The 22163-nt window shown below is 67.5% G+C and carries 17 protein-coding genes; 9 read left to right on the forward strand and 8 right to left on the reverse strand.

Annotated features, from left to right (window positions below; genetic code table 11):
• Positions 1-43: 43 nt before the first annotated feature.
• Positions 44-865, forward strand: coding sequence for a ribonuclease Z (locus RIB98_17000; GenBank protein ID MEQ8842682.1), 822 nt, complete (start codon positions 44-46; stop codon positions 863-865).
• Between the two features lie 247 nt (positions 866-1112).
• Positions 1113-1493, forward strand: coding sequence for a type II toxin-antitoxin system VapC family toxin (locus RIB98_17005; protein MEQ8842683.1), 381 nt, complete (start codon positions 1113-1115; stop codon positions 1491-1493).
• 45 nt (positions 1494-1538) lie between these two features.
• Here RIB98_17005 and RIB98_17010 read toward each other — a convergent pair whose 3' ends face one another.
• Positions 1539-1802, reverse strand: coding sequence for a hypothetical protein (locus RIB98_17010; GenBank protein ID MEQ8842684.1), 264 nt, complete (start codon positions 1800-1802; stop codon positions 1539-1541).
• An 88-nt stretch (positions 1803-1890) separates the two neighbouring features.
• Between RIB98_17010 and RIB98_17015 the strand changes: the two genes are divergently transcribed.
• A complete protein-coding gene (locus tag RIB98_17015) occupies positions 1891-4314 on the forward strand; it encodes an EAL domain-containing protein (protein MEQ8842685.1) in 2424 nt (807 codons plus the stop codon).
• Here RIB98_17015 and RIB98_17020 read toward each other — a convergent pair.
• A complete protein-coding gene (locus tag RIB98_17020; protein ID MEQ8842686.1) occupies positions 4311-5468 on the reverse strand; it encodes a GAF domain-containing protein in 1158 nt (385 codons plus the stop codon). The two genes, RIB98_17015 and RIB98_17020, sit on opposite strands and share 4 nt — an antisense overlap.
• 35 nt (positions 5469-5503) lie before the next feature.
• Between RIB98_17020 and RIB98_17025 the strand changes: the two genes are divergently transcribed.
• A complete protein-coding gene (locus RIB98_17025; protein ID MEQ8842687.1) occupies positions 5504-6190 on the forward strand; it encodes a response regulator transcription factor in 687 nt (228 codons plus the stop codon).
• A 26-nt stretch (positions 6191-6216) separates the two neighbouring features.
• Here the strand turns inward: RIB98_17025 and RIB98_17030 are convergent, their stop codons facing one another.
• Positions 6217-7275, reverse strand: coding sequence for a PAS domain-containing protein (locus RIB98_17030; protein ID MEQ8842688.1), 1059 nt, complete (start codon positions 7273-7275; stop codon positions 6217-6219).
• Positions 7272-8315, reverse strand: coding sequence for a PAS domain-containing protein (locus tag RIB98_17035; protein ID MEQ8842689.1), 1044 nt, complete (start codon positions 8313-8315; stop codon positions 7272-7274). Before RIB98_17035 ends, RIB98_17030 begins: the two co-directional genes overlap by 4 nt.
• A 108-nt stretch (positions 8316-8423) precedes the next feature.
• On the opposite strand from RIB98_17035, the gene RIB98_17040 reads away from it, so the two are divergent.
• On the forward strand, positions 8424-8840 hold the full coding sequence (locus RIB98_17040) for a response regulator transcription factor (protein ID MEQ8842690.1): 417 nt from the start codon (positions 8424-8426) through the stop codon (positions 8838-8840).
• Here RIB98_17040 and RIB98_17045 read toward each other — a convergent pair whose 3' ends face one another.
• The 4 genes from RIB98_17045 to RIB98_17060 form a co-directional block, all read right to left on the reverse strand.
• Positions 8841-11042 (reverse strand): response regulator, encoded by a 2202-nt coding sequence (locus RIB98_17045; GenBank protein MEQ8842691.1) that lies wholly within the window; start codon positions 11040-11042, stop codon positions 8841-8843.
• A gap of 142 nt (positions 11043-11184) precedes the next feature.
• Positions 11185-12261: an ATP-binding protein gene (locus tag RIB98_17050; GenBank protein MEQ8842692.1), complete on the reverse strand. Its 1077-nt coding sequence runs from the start codon at positions 12259-12261 to the stop codon at positions 11185-11187.
• 54 nt (positions 12262-12315) lie between these two features.
• Positions 12316-14598: a PAS domain-containing protein gene (locus tag RIB98_17055; protein ID MEQ8842693.1), complete on the reverse strand. Its 2283-nt coding sequence runs from the start codon at positions 14596-14598 to the stop codon at positions 12316-12318.
• The gene (locus RIB98_17060) at positions 14591-15148 is read right to left on the reverse strand and encodes a PAS domain-containing protein (protein MEQ8842694.1); all 558 of its coding nucleotides are present in this window, start codon (positions 15146-15148) and stop codon (positions 14591-14593) included. Before RIB98_17060 ends, RIB98_17055 begins: the two co-directional genes overlap by 8 nt.
• Positions 15149-15656: 508 nt before the next feature.
• On the opposite strand from RIB98_17060, the gene RIB98_17065 reads away from it, so the two are divergent.
• From RIB98_17065 to RIB98_17080, 4 genes are all read left to right on the forward strand, one after another.
• The gene (locus RIB98_17065; GenBank protein MEQ8842695.1) at positions 15657-16685 is read left to right on the forward strand and encodes a hypothetical protein; all 1029 of its coding nucleotides are present in this window, start codon (positions 15657-15659) and stop codon (positions 16683-16685) included.
• A gap of 153 nt (positions 16686-16838) precedes the next feature.
• Entirely contained in the window at positions 16839-21371 is a 4533-nt protein-coding gene (locus tag RIB98_17070) for a PAS domain S-box protein (GenBank protein MEQ8842696.1), read from the forward strand.
• A 107-nt stretch (positions 21372-21478) separates the two neighbouring features.
• Positions 21479-21742, forward strand: a complete 264-nt coding sequence (locus tag RIB98_17075; GenBank protein MEQ8842697.1) for a type II toxin-antitoxin system prevent-host-death family antitoxin — start codon at positions 21479-21481, stop codon at positions 21740-21742.
• Position 21743: 1 nt separating this feature from the next.
• Positions 21744-22136 (forward strand): type II toxin-antitoxin system VapC family toxin, encoded by a 393-nt coding sequence (locus tag RIB98_17080; protein ID MEQ8842698.1) that lies wholly within the window; start codon positions 21744-21746, stop codon positions 22134-22136.
• The last annotated feature ends 27 nt before the right edge of the window (positions 22137-22163 follow it).

Below are 22163 nucleotides of genomic sequence, written 5' to 3' on the forward strand. Positions count from 1 at the left end.
CCACTCGACCCTTCGACCACAAGAGAGAGGCCCACAACTCGCCATGGACATCGTGCTCACCGGAACCGGCTCACCCCTGCCCGACGCCAACCGGGCCGGGCCATCCGCCCTCGTCAAGGCAGGCGATACCCACATCCTGATCGACGCCGGAAGGGGAGTGGTCATGCGCATGGCCGGTGCCGGCTCGTTGCCCGGCTTCCTTGCCGCGGTGCTCATCACGCATCTCCACAGCGATCATGTCTGCGCCCTCAACGACGTCATCACCACCCACTGGGTCATGACCCAGGGCAGCGCTCCGCTGCGGATTCGCGGCCCGGTCGGCACCGCCGAGTTCGTCGAACGTCAGCTCCACGCGCTCGAGGCCGACATCGGGTATCGCATCGCCCACCACGACGAGTTGACCGGTCCTCCGGAGGTCGAGCTCGACGACCTCGAACCCGGAGAGTCGTTCACCGTCGCCGATGTGTCGATCACAACTGCGGCGACTGAGCACGCACCCGTCAAGCCGACCATCGGCTTCCGCCTCGCGCACGGCGGCGCCAGTGCGGCACTGGTCGGTGACACGATCCCGTGCGCCGGCGTCGACGAGCTGGCTCGGGACGCAGACCTCTACGTACAGGCGGTCGTCCGTCGGGATCTCGTCGAGGCGATCCCCAACGAGATGATCCAGGACATCGTCGACTACCACTCGAGTGTCATCGATGCGGCGCAGACGGCCAGCCGGGCCGGAGCGAAGAGGCTTGCGCTCACCCACATGGTCCCTGCGCCCACGCCACAGCAGTATCCGGAGTGGATCGCCCGCGCCGCCGAACACTACGACGGCGACATCATCATCGGCGACGATCTCACCACCGTGACGATCTGAGAGCGGTGGTGAGATCAAAGAGTGCTGCTGCGAGCGCCGCGAGCAACGTCCGGTCTGCGTCGGGAGGGGCGGAGGTGATCGTGGCGCGTATCGGCCGTCCTGTCGCCAGGATCGTCGCGTGGAAGGCTGCCAGCTCCGCACGCGTTCCGGGGTCGTGGTCGGGCCGGGTTGCGTACGGCGAGGACCTCGTTGGCCCTGACCCGGACGTCGTGGCGATCTTCGACGAGTCCTCTGACGCTGACGTGTTGTGAGGATCCTTCTGGATAGTCACGTTGCGCTGCGGTGGCTCGATGACAGTGCCGCGATGGGTCCGCATCGTCGTGAACTGATTTCGCACGCTGACGAGGCCTTCATCTCGTCGGTGACGCCGTGGGAGCTGGGGATCAAACGTGCGCGTGGGAAGTTGACGATGCCCGGGGGGTTGGTCGACGAGCTCGAGTCTGCGGGTTTCGTTTCGCTGTCGATCATGGCTGCGCATGCTGAGTCGGCGTCTGCGTTGCCGCCTCACCATCGGGACCCATTCGAACGGATGTTGGTCGCTCAGGCGCAACTCGAAACAGCGGTCGTCGTGACCGCCGACCAGGCTCTGGCCGGCTATGACGTAGAGCGATTCGACGCTCGGAGCTGAACGGCAACGGCGCACGTCCGGGCCTGTTCGGCCCGCTCAGCCACGTCAACCGGCGCCTCGCGCCACCAGCGCCCCATGGTCGGGCGCGGTCGGCTCGACCACATCGGATTCCACCCCGGCGATCTCGAGCGGTTCGGAGAGATCCGCAGACGGCTGATGGCCAAGGGGGCTGAACTCGTCGACGAACTGGAGCGCGACGGCGACCTGCGACGCCAACGGGAACTCCGACCGAACGGCTACTTCGTCGACCATGACCGGCACCTGCGCCGCCCGCTCGAGGAACACAACCAGATCCCGAAGCTCCTCCATGAGCGGGAAACGGCATGACACAGATCGGTCATCCCGGTCGACTCGAACGGGTCTGTGGTCACATCGACGTGTTCGGCACCATGGAGTCATGGAATTCCTCGATGCCACGGCACGACCGACTGGACGGCTCCTCGCCGACGAGACCCTCGTCGTCGACGTCGACGCCGACGGACGGGTGCTCGGGGCGGTGCGAGCACAGCCGGGAGCCTCGTTCATCGCGTGGAACTTCGATGTGAGCGGTTCCCTGGGCGACTATCGCATCCTCTGCCACCGCCTGTTGGGCGCCGACCGCCCCACGGCGGAACGCATCGTTGCCGGGATCCGCGGCGTGCTGGTGGGCCGGATACCCGTGTACGAGACGAGTTTCACGACATCGGTCGGTGGCGCGAGCCGCTGCTTCCTCGTCCACGTGGCGCAGGGGTCCGGTGGCGCGGCGGTGGTGGCCCATTCCGACATCAGCACCATCCGGCGGTCGGAGGCGGTCCTCGGCGGCGGCTCGGCCTCAGCGCAAGCCGAGGTCCTTCTGCTGCTCGATGCCGAAGGGGAACTGCTCGAGGACCGCGGATCGCTTCCATCGGGTCCCATCGCCGACCTGGACCATCTGCGGAGCGTCCTGCACCCGTCGGATCTCCCGCGGTGCGGTGAGGCGTTCCTTCGGTGTGTGTCCGTCCCCGAAGGGGAGGAACGCATTCTGGTCCGACTCCGTCGGACGGACGGCGGGTGGGCCCACCTCTCGATCCTGATGACCAACCAACTCCACGCACCGGAGGCCGCGGTGGTCTTCTCCGGCCACGATGTCTCCGCCGTCGTGCACGCGCGGTTGGCCGAGCATCTGCGCGATGACGTGCTGGCCGACCTGCCCGCGGCGGTGATCGGCACGGATGACGCCGGCGTCGTCGTCGTCTGGAACCACGGCGCGAGCGCGCTGTTCGGTCGATCGTCGGCCGAGATGCAGGGACGGACCCTCGAGAGCCTCGCAGTCGTCAACGGCCCATGGTCCGATCCGGAGGTCGTCGGGGCTGTCAAGGGGTGCGGCAAGTGGTCGGGAACGTTCCCCATCCAGTTCGAGGGCAGCATCGGTGCGTTTCCGATGTGGATCAGCATCCGGCGGACCACCGACCCCGTGACGGGCCTGGCCTCCTGTGTGCTGATCGCGGTCGACGAGTCGGAGAAGGAGCGCCTGCGCTCGACGTTGGCGCACCGCGACGACCACGATCCGCTCACCAACCTGTTGAACAGAGAAGGCCTCCTGTCGGAGCTCGGCCGGGCCATGGCAAACGCCGAGCCGGAGAGCCTGGTCGCGGTGGTCAGCCTCGACCGGTTCTACGAAGTCAACGCGACGGTCGGGGCGGCGGCGGGCGACCGGGTGCTGCGGCGAGTCGGACGGACGCTCGAGGGTGCCACGAGCCCGGACGCCGCGGTCGGCCGGCTCTACAGCGACGTGTTCGCGATCGTGACGAGCGACGCATCCGACCCACTCGGTTTCGGCCGCGATGTCCTCGCCTCCCTGGAGGCCGTCGAGATCGCGCCAGGAACGACGCTGGCGGCCAGCATCGGTGTGCGGGTGATCGAGAACGCGGACACCGACCCCACCGTCGTGCTCGACGAGGCGCGGGAGGTGGCCACCGCCGTCCGGGCGGCCGGCGGCAACAACGTGTCGATCTTCGAGACGAGTCTGCGCTCATCGATGCTCAGCCGGATCGAGCTGCAGCACGACCTGCAGAGGGCGCTCGATCGGCGAGAGTTGCGGGTGAAGTACCAACCGGTGATCCGACTCGGCGACGGCGCGGTCGTGGGCGTCGAAGCCCTGATCCGGTGGCCACACCCGACCCGGGGAATGGTCGGACCCGACGAGTTCATCCCGATTGCGGAAGAGACCGGAGCCATCCACCAACTCGGCGCGTACGTGCTCGACGAGGCGTGCGCCGAGGCCGCTCGTTGGAGTCGCCTCCGCTCCGGGACCGAGCCTCCGTTTCGGGTGGCGGTCAACCTCTCCGCCGCCCAACTGGCGGACGAGCGATTCGCCGCCCGGGTCGACATGACGATCGAACGCCATGATCTCGACCCGTCGTCGCTCACGTTCGAGCTCACCGAATCCGTGCTGATGTCCCGGAGCGACGCGGTTCAACGACTGACCGAACTCAAGGCGGTCGGGGTCCGGATCGCGATCGACGACTTCGGGACCGGCTACAGCTCGCTGTCGCGCCTCAAGGACATGCCGATCGATGTCCTGAAGATCGACCGGTCATTCGTGGCCGACATCTGCTGTTGCGGCACCGAGTCGGCGATCATCTCGACGATTCTGCAACTCGCCTACGCGCTTGACCTCGACGTGGTTGCGGAGGGCGTCGAGACGGAGGAACACCGTGACGTGTTGCACGAACTCCGGTGCCCCAACGGACAAGGCTTCCTGTGGTCACCGGCGGTCGATCCGAGCGACATCGACCGACTCCTGGCCGAGCGGTTCCCGCCGGCGACTGCCGTCGGCGAGTGTGAGCGGGTGGCGACCTAGCGAACCGGGCGCGTCGCCGGGAGGATCAGGGCGATCACGGTACCGCTGCGGTCGCCGCGCCCGACCCGGAGGGAGGCGTCGACGGTGGCGGATCGCTGCCGCATGCTGGCGAAACCCCGGTGGGCCGGGTCCGTTGAATCGAAGTCGGCCGGTAGGCCGACGCCGTCGTCGGTGACCCGGATCTCGATCGTTCGCGATCGGTGGCGAACTGCGACCTCGACGCTACGGGCGCGAGCGTGGTCCCGCACGTTGGCGAGTGCTTCCTGAACGATGCGCTCAGCCGTCAACAGCAGCTCGAGCGGAAGTTCGTGGGGGGCGCCCTCCTCGCGGAACTTCGGCGTCCAGCCTGCCAGCATCGCATGGGAATCGAGCATCGTCCGGAGCATCGTGTCGAGGCGCCGATGACCGACGAAGCTGTCGAGGTCGAGGATCAGCTCGCGCAGTTCCTGGCGGGTCTGGTCCGTGTGGGTACCCAGCGCGGCGATCTCCTGCTCGAGCGCGTCATCCTCGATCAGGTCACGGACGAGTTGGAGGCGCAGCGCAAGTGAGACCAGGGTCTGTTGGGGGCCGTCGTGGAGTCGATTGGCAATGACCCGGCGGTCCTCTCGTTCCGCGAGGAGTTCCTGGCGCAGAACGTCGTAGCGACTCGCCTCCAGCTCGACGGCGCGTCGGAGCGCCCAGGCCACGCTGGCGATTCCCTGCGCGATCTCGGAGGCCGCGGGGGAGATCTCGATCGCGCGCTCGTTCTGCTCGATGGTCAGAAATCCGGTCAGGCGCGATCCGTCGGTCATCGGGGCGAGTGCCATGCTGTGTATCCCCGCGGCGCGGGCCACGGACCGAAGCCCGCTCCGGTTGATGGCGTCGTCGACCACCAGCAGGTCGTGGTGCTCGATCAGCTCGCGCACGATCGGATTGTCGATCCCGATCGAGAAGCCGGAGAACCGGGCGGCGACGGCCGGGGGGTTGCCGGCGTTGACCAGTGCATGGAAGCGATCGTCACGCCGGACGAACATGCTCGCCCGATCGCACCCGCAGCACTCACGAGCGACATGGCAGAGCCGTTGCAGCCGCTCGTCGACGGGGGTGTCGGTGTCGACGAGGATCGCGCACGCTTCGAGCAACCCGCCGACGAGGTCCGGACCGGCAGGTGTCATGAGGTACGGCAGCGCTGTCGAGTAACGTGGACGCGGTGACGCAGGAGCCCACTCGGCGCGACGTGGAAACGTCGCCGGTGACGGTAGTCGTCGTCGACGACCACACGATGTTCCGCGAATCCCTGCGCATGGCGCTCTCCGACACCGACGGGATCGAGGTGGTCGGCGCGGTCGCATCGCTGCACGAGGCGCGGCGCGAGGTCGACGAGAAGCGGCCCACGGTGGCGTTGCTCGACTACGCCCTGTCGGATGGCACCGGGGTCGAGCTGGCGACCTGGATCCACGAGCACTGCTCGGAAGTGGCGACCATGGTCCTCACCGCGAGCGAGGGGGTACAGGCGGCGGCGGAAGCGGTGGCCGCCGGGTGCGGAGGGTTCCTCCGCAAGAGCGCCGATGTGACCGCCCTGCGTTCGGCGTTGCTGCGCGTGGGTGCCGGAGAGGCGGCGTTCGACGCGCAAACACTCGCCGCGGCGGTCACCTGGCTCAACCAGGCGCCTCCAACTGCACCCGTGCAGTTGTCCGACCGGGAGCAGGAGATCCTCGAGCTGCTCGCCGAGGGCCGGACCACCGCCGAGATGGCCGATCTCCTGGTACTCAGCCATCACACGGTCCGAAACCACGTCCGTAACCTTCTCGGCAAGCTCGACGCCCGGTCTCAGCTGGAGGCGTTGGTCCTGGCCGCGTCGATGGGGTTGGTCGAGGTGGGACGCCCGCTCCAGTGACCCCGTCGCGGCGCCCGGGTCAGCGCTCACTTCGCCGATGCCGCCGGAGTTCTCGGCAGGAGGGCCCGCACGGTGGTGCCCGCGGCATCCGAATCGATGGTGAGTGAGCCGTCGACCGCTCCGGCCCGTTCCTGCATCGACGTGATGCCGAGGTGACCGGGTCGTAGATCTACGTCACGTGGATCGAATCCGTGCCCGTCGTCGCGGACTGTCACCTCCACCGCCGATCCCAGAGAACGCACGAGGACATCGAGTCGCGCAGCATCGGCATGCCGGCGGGCGTTGGCACAGGCTTCGTGGACGATTTCGAGTACCGCCCGGACGTGGCTCGCCTCGGGCATCCAAGCCAGTTGGACGGTGATACGCCTCTCGAGCTCAGGGGCGAGGTCCATGGCCATCTCCTCGAGGGCCAACCGCAGCTCCGCTGACGAGCCGGGCGGCGGGCGGACGTCTTCGATCGTCCGGATCGACCGCAGAGCACGGTCGAGATGGCCGAGCGCCCGCTCGACTGCGGCAACGCCGGTCGGTGAAACGTCGGCCGCAGCCCGTTCGAGGTCGAGCCGGGCCGCGGCCACGGCGTGAAGGGGTCCGTCGTGCAGCGTCTCTGCGACATCGGCATGGCTGAGATCGCCGTCGAGGAACAAGCGGCGGAGCATCTCCTGCCGGTCGCTCTCCAGCTGCTCCACCCGCCGTCGAGCGATGACCTCGGGCGTGTAGTCCTTCAGCACGCCGACGAGTCGTCGACCGTCGGGGGCTTCGAACATCTGTGCGACGGTCCGAAGGTGCATCACTGCACCGTCAGCGGGCCGCACGAGCCGGAACCGAATGTCGTAGGGCACCTCGCCGGCCAGAGCCTGCGCCCGTCGGTGCTGAAACGCATCGCGATCGTCGGCGTGGACCATGGCGATCAACTCGTCGAACGTCGGCGGCGCTCGGCGCGACCATTTCAGCAGGGCGTACACATGGTCTGACCAGTAGACGCCACCGTTGCCGTCGAGGCGAGCTTCCCAGCTCCCCGTTCCGGAAACCAGCTGTGCCCGGCCGAGTTGGCGGACCTTCTGGCCGAGTACGTCGTCGGTGCTCATGGCGCGACGTTGTGGGGCAGCACCGATCGGAGCGTCAACTGGCCCTCGGCGGCGACAACGGTGGCCCAGCCCCCCGCCGAGTGCGCCCGCTCCTCGAACCACAGCATCTCGAGCGGGCGGGCGTCGTGATCGGCCTGCGACTCGATACGGGCGGAGCCGGAGGCGACGATGGTGAGGGCGAGATCGGAGGGCGACCAGGAGAAGTCGATGTTGATTTTCGTCGCCTCCAAGCGGGCGCACACGCGGAGCGCGTCGACCACGTGTTCGACGACGGGTCCGGCCGGGCCATCGTCGACGAACTCCCCGGAGACGACGATCTCTGCGGAAGCGTCGGGCACCAGGTGGGCGACGAGCGCCGAGACGGCGCGGCTGGTGCTCATCGTGCGGAGCGACGCGGGGTCGAGCGCCATGAGCATCGACCGGAGATCGTCGATGATGCCGCGGAGCGCGTCGGCCGTGGGGTGCACCACGTCGTCTTCGACGCTGTCGAGTTCGAGTGCGGCGAGGGTGAGATGCTGGATCGGCCCGTCGTGGAGCCGGCTGGCGAGATCGCGTTGCGCCTTCGCATGCTTGTCGATCAACAGGTGGAGGAGCTCACTGCGCCGGTTCTGGAGCGCCTGCCGCCGCTCCTCCTGACGGAGCTGCTCGGTCTGGTCGGAGACCACGCCCACGAGCCGGATCGGTGTACCCGAGGGATCCCGCTCGATCTCGGCCTGTTCGTGCACGAAGCGGACCACTCCGTCGGGACGCAGGACGCGATGGTCGACGAGGTAGGGACGCCGGCCGAGGAACGCTTCCTCGTGGGCGATGAAGAACATTGCCCGGTCGTCGGGATGGATCGAGGCCACGAAGCGTTCGAACGACGGTTTGGTGCCGGGATCCCAGCCGAAGATCTCGAAGACGTTCGCCGACCATGTGAGCCGGCCCTCGACCAGGTCGTTGGTCCAGCTGCCCGTTCCTGCGATTCGTTCCGCGGTCTCCAAATGGCGCTCGATCTCGGACTCGTCGTAGATCAGCTCGGAGTTCCGATTCAGCCCCATGCCGTCCCTTCCTGCCCCCGACACGCCTGCCCCCGACCCCCCTGCCCCCGACACAATGACACAAGTGTGTCATGTGGGCCGGCTCCGGACGTGGTTCGGTTGAGGGTGATGACCGAGCCTCCCGAGACCGGCCCGTCGCCGGTGACACCGATCCGGGTCGCCATCGCCGACGACAACGCGACCATGCGCGCCACCCTCGACCGGGTGCTCTCGACGTCGCCGGTGTTCGAGATCGCGTTCACTGCGGAAGACCCGGAGGCGCTGACCGGCGAGCTGACGGCGAACGCGGTCGACGTGTTGGTGCTCGATCTCCGATTCGGTGATGCCTGGGGGCTCGACCTGCTGCCCCGGATCCGGGCGCTCCCTGACGCCCCGGTCGTGGTGGTGTATTCCGCCATCGCCAACCCCGCGGTGGCGGCGGAGGTGGGGCAGGCGGGGGTGTTCCGCCTGATCGAGAAGGGTGCTCCGCTGGAGGAGTTGCGTCGCGCCATCACCGACGCCGCTCGATCGCGATCCGCCTGCTGATCATGGCGCATCCTGATGCGCGGCGAGCAAGCCGGTCACGGCGGCCCGGAGCCGCTCGATCGTGAAGGGCTTGGCGAGAAACTCCGCGGGCGTGCCGAGCACGCGCTCGGGAGGCATGGTGCGGTCGAATCCCGACATGAGCAGCAGGCGCAGCCCCGGATCGATCGCGCGGGCTGCGGCCGCCAGGTCCAGACCGCTCATCTCGGCCATGGTCACATCGCTGACGAGTAGCGCCGGCCGGTGGGTGGCCACCGCCGCGAGGGCCTCCTGGGGCGATCCGAAAGCGTGCACCTGAAGGTGGAGCGCCTCGAGACTCCGGCGCACGAGCTCCCGGACGTTCTCGTCGTCCTCGACGACGAAGACGGTCGCGGCGGGCACCGTCGCCGATGCGGACGGTTCGACCGGCCCAACGTCGGGATCGGCCGACGGCAACAGCACCTCGAATGAGGCCCCCGGACCGCTCCGGACCAGTCGGACCGAGCCTCCCAGCGCGGATGCCGCGGACGAGGCTGTTGCAAGACCGAGTCCCGTCCCGTCGGGCTTGGAAGAGATGAGGGGCTCGAACAGCGTGTCGACGATGGACGGGTCGACTCCCGGACCGTCATCGCTCACCTGTACGGTGACATAGGTCCCGGGCTCCACTTCGGCCACCAAGGGATGGCTGCCGGAGACGGTGACTTCGTCGACACGGATGGCGATCCGACCGCGGCCGCCGATGGCATCGCGGGCGTTGAGCGCGAGGTTCATGAGTATCTGGTCGAGCAAGGCACGGTCGACGCGGACCGTGTCGTGGTCGGTCACGACCGCCACGTCCAAACTGATCTCCCCGCTGAGCACGATCGCCAGCAGTCGAGAGAGGTCCTCGACCGCGGCGCCCACCGAAACGAGCTCGCTCGAGTCGCCGATCCTGGTGCCGAATGAGAGCAGTGAGGAGGCCAGTCGTGCCGCGCGGTCGGTGGCCTCCGCCAGCAGATCGAGGTGGGCGATGCGACCCTCGTGATCGAGGTGTGGGCTTCTGAGTTCCTCTTCGTGGCCCCGGATGACGGTGAGGAAGTTGTTGAAGTCGTGAGTGACCCCGCCGGCAACCCGTCCGAGCTGCTCGAGCCTCAGCGCCCGTCGAAGGCGATTCTCCATCGCGCGTTGGTGACTCACGTCCTCGCCGATCGAGGCCACGGCGATCGGCTCGTCCCCGTCATGGAGGAACACGCTCGACCAACGCACCTCGAACTCGGTGCCGTCGACTGACCGAAAGTGGTTCGTCCACCCCGGGAGGATCTCTCCGGTCTCGTAGGTGGCAGCCAGGGCATCCTGGGCGTCGTCGAACGTCTCGACGTGGTCGCGCAGGAACCATGGATCCTTCAGCGCATCCTCCGTCCGCCCGAGCCGCGTGAGGAGAGCATTGTTGGCGAAGCGGGCACCGCCGTCTGGATCGGTGATGAGCCCGAAGACAGACGTGAGATCCAACAGCTCCTGGAGCCATTGTAGGGCGGCCTGCAGGGCGCGCTCGCGCTCGGCCCGCCGGGTGGTCTCGACGGCGGTGCCGACCGAGCTGCCCAGACGGCGGCCGGTCAGGGTCGATGCGGGGTCGACGTAGACGTCCCACCATCGATCACCGTGGGAGAACTCCACGGTCCCGGAGATCCCCGACGCGCCGGCTCGTCGATGAAGCGAGGCCATCCGGGTCGTCAGTGACGCGCGCATCTCGTCGGGGACGCTGTCGTCCCACTCGAATTGCCCGTACGGATCGACGACCCATGACATGACCGGCACCCGATCGACGATGGCGTCGAGCCGGGCCGAGCGCGATTCCAGACGGTTGGTGAGTTCTCCTCGGACCGCGGCGTAGCGGATGGAGCGCTCGATCCTCGTCGGATCCATCTGGGCTTTCGAAAGTAGCTCGTAGGCACCGAGCTCCAGCGCGCGACGGTCGAGTTCGGCGGACTCGAAGCCGGTGAGGACGACGAAAGGTGGGAATCGATGGCGGACCCTGGCGTCGCCGAGGAGGTCGAGTCCGTCGCGCGGACCGAGTCGATGATCGAGAACCACCACGCTCCAGGATTCCTTCAGCCGCTCGACGGCGTCCTCGAACGACGAGGCTCCCTCGACGATCCACCCGGCGCTCCGCGGTTCGAGCGCATCGCGCACGAGGAACACCACGTCGTCGTCGTCGTCGACGACGAGAACTCGTCGCGGCGTCGTCATGGCGCAGGTGAGAGTCCGGCCATTTGGAGCCGGTCCCGTCCCAGCTGCCGGAGCATGTCGAGATCGACGAGCACGAGGCCCGGACGCTCGGAGCCGTCGTCCTCGGCGAACGGGCTCGGGACCAAGGGGGTTCCAGCGGTGCTCAAGGGTGTCCCGGGGGAGTGGTCTCGAGACGGAACTGCGTTCCTTCATCGGGTGTCGGATGTGCCGTGAGTGTCCAGCCGTGGACTTCGGCGATCCTCCGGCAGATGGCCAGACCGATGCCCGTCCCCTCGTAGTCGGAATGGGCGTGAAGACGCGCGAACGGCGCGAACACCCGCTCGGCGTACTCGGGGTCGAAGCCGATGCCGTTGTCGGCGACCTCCACCGTGGTTCCCTCGGCTCGGACGGTGACGTGGAGCGCACGGTGCGCGGACCGGTACTTGATGGCGTTGGAGAAGAGGTTGTCGAACAGCTGCTCGAGTTTCGTGGGAATGCCCGCGACGACCGGGAGCTGGCCGACGTCGACGGTGCCGCCGACCTCTTCGAGCCGTTGGCGCAGACGGGAACGGGCGGCCTCGGCGACGGTGGTGAGATCGACTCGCACGGGTGGCGCGGCGTCGCCGTGGAGCCGGGCGTAGGCCAGCAACGCTTCGATGCGACGCGACATCCGCCGGCTCGCGCCGAGAAGGCGGTCGAGCAGCAGACGGCCGCGTTCGTCGAGTCGGTCGCCGCAATCGGCCGACAGGAGATCACCGAAGGCGTGGATCTTTCGGAGCGGTTCCTGGAGATCGTGGGCCGCGAGTGCGGCGAACGACTCGAGCTCCAGATTGCTCCGCCTGAGTTCGTCGGCCTCTCTGGTCATCATCACGCGTCGTCGATTCTCCTCGGTGATGTCCTCGATCACGGCGACGAAGCGACCGGAGTCGTCGAGCCGCTCGGCGGAGACCACGACGCGCAACAGAGCTGAAGGGCCTCCGGCCCTCTCGTGCGACCCCTCGCGCGTCACGGGAGCCGGGTGTTCGGCCGACAAGGCGGCGACGGCGTCCGCCGCGCCGACATCACGCAGCCAGCCGTCGACTGCCTCGGGTCCGATCAGACGCTTCGCACTGCGATTGAGGGCGACGACCTCGCCACCGGGGCTCAGGAGTAGGATCCCGACCGGGAGCCGATCGACGATCGCATTGCCGAATTCGTTCCCGACGATTGTCGCTTTGGTGAGGTCAACGTGGGTCTTCATACGCCCCTGACGCTCGAACATAGCACAGGGGGGCGGCCACATATCTCGGGCGAATCAGTCGAGCAGGCCTCGCACGCGACGCGCCAGATCCTCGTGGCGATAGGGCTTGCTCAGCAGTTCCGCATCCGCGTCGAGGCGGCCCTGTCGGTCGATCGCGTTCGCCGTATAGCCCGACGTGAACAACACCCGGAGATGCGGGTGCCTGGCCGTCGCCTCGTCGGCCAACTCCCGCCCGTTGAGCCCTCCCGGCATCACCACGTCGGTGAAGAGCAGATCCACCCGATCGTCCGACTCGAGCATCGCCAGGGCGTCGTGACCATCGCCCGCCGTGCTCACGCGGTAGCCGTAGCTGCCCAGCACCCGTTCCACGTGGGCCCGCACGAGGTCGTCGTCCTCGACCACCAGGACGTGTTCATCACCGCCCGCCGGAACCGACGGCGGCTCGGAGAGGTCATCGCCTGGCGTGGTGTCGTCGACCCGGGCCCGAGGGAAGTACATCCGGACGGTCGTGCCCTGTCCGAGCTCGGAGTAGATCCGCACGTCACCGCCCGACTGATGGGTGAAGCCGTGGACCATGCTCAACCCCAGGCCGGTGCCCACGCCATGCGCCTTGTCCGTGAAGAAGGGCTCGAACGCGCGGCGGCGCACCTCGTCGCTCATGCCCGATCCCTCATCGCTCACCGCCACGACGACGTACTCGCCCGCCGGGAGCGACTCGAACATATCCCGGTCGTCGTCGTCGACGCGGCACATGGCCGTCTCGACCACGAGACGACCTCCGCCGGCCATCGCGTCGCGGGCGTTGACCGCAAGGTTCATCAGCGCCACCTCGAACTGGCTCGTGTCGACATCGACGGGCCACAGGTCGGGATCGGTGCGGACCTCGACGCTGACGTCTTCTCTCAGACCGGAGCGGAGCAGCCGGAGCACATTGTCGACACAGGTGTTGAGATCGGTGATCTCCGGTTCGAGCGGCTGCTGGCGGGCATAGGCGGCGAGCGACCTCGTGAGGTTCGCGCCCCGCCCGACGGCCGCCCGCATCGGCTCGACGAATGCCTCGACCAGGGCAGTGTCGTCCATGACCTCCGCCAGCAGCTCGATGTTGCCGGTGATGACGGTCAGGAGATTGTTGAAGTCGTGGGCCACACCCGCGGTCAACCGCCCGACCGACTCGAGCCGCTGAACGCGACTGACCCACTCGTCCATCCGGCGGCGCTCGGTGACATCGCGCAGGTAGAGCGCGATTCCGTCGGGAACCGGGTCGGCACGGACCTCCATCGTGCAACCGAGCGACTCGATGTCGACCGTGAACAGGGCGGATCGACCGCTCTGTGCGGCGCCACGGCACTGCTCCTCGAATTCGGTCCCCTGCGTGCCGGGGAGGAGGTCCCACAACACGGCACCGTCGATCCGGCCCGACCCGAGACCGAAGAGCTGCCGCAGCTGGCGGTTGACGTAGGTCACCGTGCAGTCGGGCTTCACGACGACGAAACCGTCGCTGATGAGATCCAGGGTGTGGGCGAGGCGCACGCGGAACTCGTCAGCTGCGGTGCGAGCCTCCATGAGCTCGGTGACGTCCTGGAACGCGCCGTAGGCACCCACGATCGCCCCACCCTCACTCCGGGCGCGGCCGATGGCACGCACCCAGATTTCCCGCCCGTCACCGCGGCGGAGCCGCAGGACCTCGTCGTAGGGTCGACCGGTCGCCATGCACTCCTCGAAGGCCGCCGCGATCCGGTGCTGCGACTCGGCGGCGTAGAACCCGATTGCGTCGCCGACGCTCGGCGAGTATCCCGCCGGCATCCCGTGGATCGCCGCGGTCGTCTCGTCCCACAGCGCCCGGTCCGCCCCGACGTCGACCTGCCACCATCCCACCCGGGCGAACTCGTTGGCGATTCGCGTACGTTCACCCATCTGGGCGAGCGCCCGCTCCCGCTCCTCGATGTCGGTGACGTCGCGGACCGCGCCGACCACCGCAGCCGATCCGTCCGCGTCGACGATCAGCTCGGCTCGGTACTGCACGGTTCGCTCTCCGCCGTCGAGCACGAGCCGCACGGTCTGGTCGAGCACGTCACCGGGCGCACGGAGCCGGTCGACCGCGGCCCGCAGGATCGGCCGGTCCTCAGCAATCACTGTGTCGAGATGGCGTTCGAGATCGTGGCCCGGCCTGTCAGAGTCACCACCGAGCATCGACAGCGCATCCGGCGACCAGTCGATCGCGCCGGTGCGACGATCGAGTCGCCATCCCGCCGAATACGCCATCGCGTGCGCAGCCCGACATTCGGCGCGCTCGTACGCGTCCACGTCGGGCTCGCCCGAGGAACGCGCGTCACCCACCGGAACCGACCTCCTCGAAACAGTCACCACAGATACCGTGGCTGATATTCACAGCCCGCTCCTCGTCGACCTCTCCGGCGGCGGGGTCGCACCAGGCGCAGATCATCTCCGTCGCGAACAGGTCCTGCGCGACGGACGAAGTCGTCTCCCGCATCTCGTGGTCCTCCGACGCGTCTTCGAGCCGGCGATGCACCACCAACACCCGAGCCCGTTCGTCGTGGACGGCACGCGCGGCCACCATCCGGTACCATCGGCGCTCCTCGGGCGAGTGACACGGATACACGACCGAGAACGACGACAGCCCCCCGGACAGCAGCCCCTCGAGTCCGGCACCGACCCGCTGCGCGAACGGGTCCACACCGTTCCACCGGTCGTAGCGCGACCCGAGCCCGTAGGCCGGATCTGCCAGGTTGCCGCTGTCGGCGAAATCCCGCCAGGCGGCGTTGACCGCGCGAACGACACCGTGCTCGTCGAGCACCGCCGCACTGGCATCCAAGCGATCGAACGCCGCCTGCTGGTCTGGGGAGAGAAACGGTTGGTCAGGGTTCATCTGCGGCGAGGACACGGTGACGGGCGAGACCGATCGTCGGTCACGAAAGCCGATCCTCCCCAATTCTGGCTGCCCGGAGGAGGTCCCGACAGACATCGCTGTGTCGTCTCCGATGACGCAGCAGTGTCAGAAGGGCATCCTGGGGACGAGGACTTCCGCAGCGGCTGCCGCACGCGAGGCTATGCGCCCTGTTCGGGGTTCCGGATGGGGTCACCGGCAGCAAGACCGCGTGCGGTTTCGTCGTCGAGTCGTATGGAGGTTGGCCGGCCGGCTGTCTGACGTGTCCCATGACGAGCACGGGAGGTCCGACTCTCCGCGCCGGCGAGACTACGTTGGTTCTTTCGGAGCCGATTTCAGAGGTGTGATGTTGGGGTGGATCCGCTCGTCGGTGTCGGAGCAGGGGAGTGTCGCGCCAAGCACGGGGCGCGCGGTGGTGCTGGTCTTCTCGGCACTGTGGGCGCTTACGGCCTGCGCTGGTGGCGACGACACCTCGACCGAGGACAGCTCCTTGCCATTCGTTGCGACGGGGGAGAGCGAGCCCTACGAGGTCGCGGGCTCCGTCGAGGGGCTCCATGCCGCGGACGCTCCTGTCGTGGTCGGCGACGAGATCGTGGTCCCGCACTTCGATGGTCTGCTCGAATGGCGCGATCGCACCACCGGCGGGGTCGTCCGGTCGGTCGACCTGGAGACCACGGTCCACTTCGCCCGCCTCATCCGCGGCGACCTCGTGGTCGGGGCGTCAGATCCCGACTCGCAGGGTTCGAACGGCGACGTGCTCTTCGTCCTCGATCCGGCGACGGGGTCGAGTCGCTGGGAACTGACACACCCGCAGACATTCGGCGCTCCGGTCGAGGTCGCGGACCGTTGGTGGTTCAAAGGCAACGACGAGATCGTCACGGTCGATCCTGCCACCCGGACAGTCACATCGTTCTCCATCGCGTCCGGCACCAGAACGCCGATTGTCGTGAACGAGCGCGTGGTGATCGTGCACGACGGGCAGGATTCCCTCGAGAGTGTCTTGTCCGTATACGACGCCGAGACCCAGCAGCTGCTCGGCGAGCAGACCATCGGCGTTCTTGCCGACCAGCCAGCCGTGGCTGATGGGCTGGTGTGGGTCTCGGTCAGGGACCGCGTGGACAATGTCCAAAAGATGCTCCTCATCGACATCGACCCACTCGAGGTCGTGGACCAAATCCCGCTCGTCGATGCGTTCGATGCCAGTGAGGTGTTCGGCCAGGTCTGGGTGCAGCAGATCGGCGACACGCAGGCCATCACCGTTGTCGACCCGGCCTCACGAGAGATCGTTGATCAGCTCCGCTTCGAGGGGAGCGTATTGGATCTCACGGTGTTCGATGGCGGGGTCGTCGTCTCCGAACTCATCGGCGAGGTCGACGCCCGGTACACCATCTACGACGAGAACCGCACGGAGCTCGCCGTGATCGACCTTCCCGGCCGACCCCAACAGCTGACGGTCACCGACACCGCCATCTGGGTGGGGGTCTCCTCGCCATTCTCTCTGATGAAGATCACTCGCTGAGCGTCGCAGGGTACGAAATGAGGCGCTACCCGCTGCGGCTCTGACTGCGATGGTGCCGTCGGCGGTCCCTGGGGATGCCTCAAAGCCGTCCGACTCCTGCCGATGTTGGGAAGTGAGGGGTGAGCCTCGACACCGCGGAAGGAGTTGCGACAGATGGCGTCACTCACTGTTGAGAACTCATCCGAGCGACGAGCCACCGCGTTCGACGCGTCGGCGGCGCCCACTGCAGTACTCGATCGGAATGGCGTCATCGTCGAGACGAACACGGCGTGGCGCCTTTTTGCCCGACTGAACAGCGGCGCGGACGAGACGACCGGCGTCGGGGCGAGCTACCTGGCGGTCTGCGACCGCGAGCGCGGCGCCGATCCTGTCGCTGAGAGGGTGGCCGATGGATTGCGGGCCGTTCTGGCCGGTGAGCGGACCCTCTTCGAGCTCGAGTACCCCTGTCACTCCCCGACGGAGGACCGCTGGTACCTGCTCCGCGCCTCCGTCGCACCGGTGGACGGCGGTGTCGGTGTGGTGGTCCACCACACCGACATCACGGCACGACGACTGTGGGAGCAGGGTGTGGTGCTGGACCGGTCAGCCGGTGAGCGGAGACTCCGTTCACTGTTGCGTAGCGGTGGGCAGATCCCGGTTCACCTGCTCCTGGTCGATTTCACCGGCCTGGCCGAGATCAAGGAACGATTCGGAACACCGGCTGCCCAGGATGCGATTGCGCATCTGACGAATCGAGCCAGACGGGTGCTGCGGTCCGATGACGTCTTCTTCAGGCTGTCGGCCTACAGCCTCGGGATGATCCTCCGCGATCTCGACCCCGATGCCGTCAAAGGGATCGAGCGACGCCTGAGCGAGGTATTCGGCCGGCCCGTCCAGGTGGGGGCAGTGGAGGCGACAATCGCCCACTCGCTCGGTTTCACCGCAGGTGCAGCGGAGTGTGGAGCATCGGAGCTGGTCGAGCGAGCGAGATCGTCGCTGGTCAAGGCTCGCCCGGCCACGATCGCGGCGACGGCGAAGGAAACGTCCGGGCCACTTCGAGACGAGGAACCGGCAGGCTCCCTCGAGCCGTGGACAGGCGCACCCGTTGCTTGGCCTCATCGACCGACGACCGGTGCACGGCGCGTCGAGGTGTTGTTGGTGGAGGACAGCCCCGGCGATGCGAGTCTGATCCGCAGCCAGTTGGGCAGCGAGACGACCGGAGAGGTCCGATCGACGGTGGCGGGCAGCCTGGCTGAAGCGCTCCAGCAACTCGACCGCGGTCGGTTCGATTGCGTGCTGTTGAATCTGGAGCTTCCCGACGCGAGCGACTTCGAGGGTCTCGAGGCGATCCTTGCTGCATGCCCAGGGATGCCGGTTGTCGTCTTGACCGGATGGGACGACGACGACACCGCACGAGCGGCGGTTCGCCTGGGGGCGCAGGACTGCCTGTGCAAGTCCGACCTGACCGCGAAGCAGCTGAACCAGTCGATTGGTTTCGCGATGGAACGTGTTCGGGCCGAGCTGTCGGAGCGACGCCTCCAGGTCCTGATGACCCGTCCGTCAGACCTCGTGATGGTCGTGGACCCCGCTGGATTGCTCGTCTATGCCAGCCCCTCCATCGAGCGGGTTCTCGGTATGGCCGCACACCGAGCCGTCGGTCAACCGCTGGAAGCGCTCGTACGCCATGGCGATCGTGACGCGTTGGCTCAGGCGCTGCGGGCTGCGGCCGGTCGGACCGCTCAGCTCGTCGCCCGTCTGATGCATGTCGACGGGTCGTTGCGTCACGGCGACATCACCATCGAGGACTGGTCCACGGATCCCGCGATCAGTGGATTGGTGGTCAGCGTGCGCGACGTCACCGCCCGAGTCGATGCCATCGAGGAGCTGCAGCTCGAGAAGGCCGCAAGGGACGCAACCGTGGCGCAGTCGCTGGACATGGCCATGTTCTTCCGCCCGGACGGCGAGATCGTATGGGCCAGTCCCGCATCCCGAGCGCTGTTCGGCCTCGAACCCGAGGACCTGATCGGCCGCAACAGTGTGGAGATGATCCATCCTGACGACCGCGAACATGTGCTCAGCCGCTTCATGGAAATGCCTGGCCTCGGCGACCACATCCTCGTCGAGTTCCGGGTCATCGACGCCCGGGGCCGCATCCGCTGGATCGAAGCGGCCGCCACCAACCTGGTCGACGATCCGCTGGTCGGGGTCGTCGTGGGCAACCTGCGAGACGTGTCGGCCCGCAAGTCGGCTGAGCAGGAATCGAACTTCAAACGCGTCCTGCTCGATGCCGTGGGCCAGTCGGTCATCGCGACCGACCTACAGGGACGAGTCTCCTACTGGAACCACGCGGCGGAGGTCCTCTTCGGTTGGGCCGCGGCCGAGGCCATCGGCCGACCGGCCGCCGAGCTTCTTCCCCTCGGGGACAGCGGGCCGGCGCAGTTCGAGGCGCTCCAGACCATTCGCAGCAAGAACGAGACGGCCAGGGCCGAGCTCGTGTTGCGGCACCGATCGGGCGAGCCGATCCCGGTGGAGGTCACGAAGAGCCCGGTGTACGCAGACGGCGTGCGCGTCGGCTCCGTCACGGTGTCCAGCGACCTGAGCGAGCGCCGCAAGGCGGCCGCAGCGATGGCACTGCTCGCGGCGGTCGTCGAGACCTCCGGCGACGCGATCTACTCCAAGGACCTCAGCGGCAACATCAGCACGTGGAACCGTGGCGCAGAGGAGCTCTTCGGCTACGAGGAGTCCCAGATCATCGGACGACATGTCTCGTGCCTGTACCCCGAGGACCTCGCCGATCAGTCGGAACAGATCCTCTCCGCGGCCCTCGCCGGCGAGACCGTCAAGATGGACGACACGCGTCGTGTCACGGCGGACGGCCGAGAGCTGCAGGTCTCGATCACCGTCTCCCCCCTCCGTGACCAGGATGGCTCACTCCTGGGCTCGTCGGTGATCGCACGCGACATCACCGAACGCGCCGAACTGCTGCGGCGCGTCGCCGAGGACCGACGCCGGCTCGAGGACGCGCAACGGTCTGCCCATCTGGGCAGCTTCGAGATCGACATGGTCACCGGCGAGGTCGAACGGTCCGACGAGGTGTACCGCATCATCGGGCTCGGTCCAGATGACGTGAAGAGCGGCGTCGACTTCGATTTCGTGCACCCGGAGGACGCGGAGGGCGTGCAAGAGCTGCTCGCGGCCGCCGTCGCCGGTGAGCGCGACTTGGCGCTGACCCACCGGATCGTCCGCCCGGACGGCGAGATCAGGTGGGTGGTCACGCGGTCGAGCATGTTCGAGGATCCCGAAGGACGTGTCCTGTGGGGCACCGTGTTGGACATCACCGAACTCCACGAGGCACGCGGCGAGCTCGAACAGCTCGCCTACTACGATGCGCTGACGGGGCTCGCGAACCGGACACTGCTCACGTCGCAGCTCACCGAGGTCCTCGACGCTGCAGCCGTGGCGGGTACCAGGACGGCAGTGGGACTCGTCGATCTGGATCGATTCAAGGTGGTGAACGATCGCCTCGGCCATGGCACCGGCGACGCAGTGCTCCGAGCAGTGGCGGGGCGCTTCTCTGCTCGGCTGGGGGAACGAGACCTGCTCGGCCGCTTCGGCGGCGACGAATTCGTCGTGCTGCGACCCGCGTGTGACGAGGCCGGGGCGCGGGACCTGGGTACGTCACTGATCGAGGCGCTCGCCGAGCCGATCATGATCGACGGTCGACGGTTCGACATGTCGGCCAGCGTCGGGGTCGTCGTCGTGGAGCCGGGCGGGAACGCCGAAGACTCGCTGCGCGAAGCCGACGCCACCATGTACCTGGCCAAGGAATCGGGTCGTTCGATGTCGTTGCTGCTCGATGAGGAGAAGCGTGCCCGAGTCCAACGACGGCTACAGATCGAGGCTGAACTCGGATCGGCCATCGAGCGCGATCAGCTGCGGGTCGTGTTCCAGCCAGTGGTCGAACTGGAGACCGGTGTTACTCGCGGCCTCGAAGCACTGCTGCGCTGGACGCACCCGGAACTCGGCCACGTGGGACCCGACGAGTTCATTCCCATCGCCGAGCAGTCCGGCGCCATCTACGCGATGTTCGAATGGGTCCTGCAGCGGTCCCTCGCTCAGGTCGCCGCATGGCGGCTCCAGCCCGAACTGTCGTCGCTCTGGGTGGCTGTCAATCTCTCCGGGCACCAGGTCGCGGAGGCCGACATCGTGGAGCGGATCTCGGCCGCCCTGGTTGCTGCCGGTCTGCCGCCCGAGGCGCTACACCTCGAGGTCACCGAAGGAGTCCTCGTGGACACGGCGCGACAGGGAATCGGCTCGCTGAACTCGCTGCAGGACCTGGGAGTGTCGATCAAGCTGGACGACTTCGGAACCGGATACTCCTCGCTCAGCTACCTGAAGACATTGCCGGTGGACTCGCTGAAGGTCGATCGGTCCTTCATCGACGGTCTCGGCTCCGACCCTGACGACACGGCGATCGTGGCAGCGATTCTCTCCATGGCAACGACCCTGGGCCTCTCGGTCGTGGCCGAAGGGGTCGAAACCGCCGATCAGCTCGCGGCGCTCCGAGCCCTGGGTTGCGCGGAGGGGCAGGGCTACCTGTGGAGCCCCGGAGTGGATTCCGACGAAGCGACACGGTGGCTGTCCGAGATGTTGGAGTCGGAGCGACCCCAGGGTGAGCAGGCTCCAGGCGCAGGTCCGCGGGGCTGACGTCGGTCACAACCGGTGCAGGGGTCGCACGATGCGGACGACCACCGGAGCTGCTCCGTGAACAACGAGCTGTTGCCCTGGCGAACCAATGTGCTACATTGAAGCACATGTCGGAAGTTGGAATCCGTGCACTCAAGCAAAACGCGTCGGCCGTAGTGGCTGAGGCTGCGGCCGGGGAAACGGTCACGATTACTGATCGTGGACGTCCTGTCGCTCGCATGTCCGCGATTCCGACGTCGCGTCTGCGGGCCTTGATCGAAGAAGGTCACGCTCGCCCCGCGCGTGGCAGGTTGACCGATCTGCCGTTCCCGGAGCCTGGGCCCGTTCTGGCGGACGCTCTACACGACATGCGAGACGACGAGCGATACTGACGTGGCCTTCTACGTCGACACGTCGGCGTTGGTCAAGCTGGTGGTCGCCGAGCCAGAGACGGCAGCATTCCGCGCATGGTTGGACGAACCGGGTCGAGAGCCGGTCACTTGCGACCTGGCGCGGACCGAACTGATGCGGGTCGTTCGCAGGGCTGTGCCGGACCGCGTGCTGCGGGCGCGTGAGGTGTTGGATGCGGTCACTCTGGTCCGTGTCACGCCGGCGGTCTTCGAGAGCGCGGGCAGGCTCGACCCTGCCGGGCTGCGGTCACTCGACGCCATTCATCTCGCTGCGGCGCTCGACCTCGGCGACGACCTCGACGGATTGGTCACTTACGACGACCGTCTGGCAGAAGCAGCGGTCGCGAACGGTGTCGCCGTACTGACACCACGGTGACGGAAGGGTGCGCGCTGTCGACAGCGG

It is taken from the genome of Acidimicrobiales bacterium (genome assembly GCA_040219515.1).
Taxonomy (GTDB): domain Bacteria; phylum Actinomycetota; class Acidimicrobiia; order Acidimicrobiales; family Aldehydirespiratoraceae; genus JAJRXC01.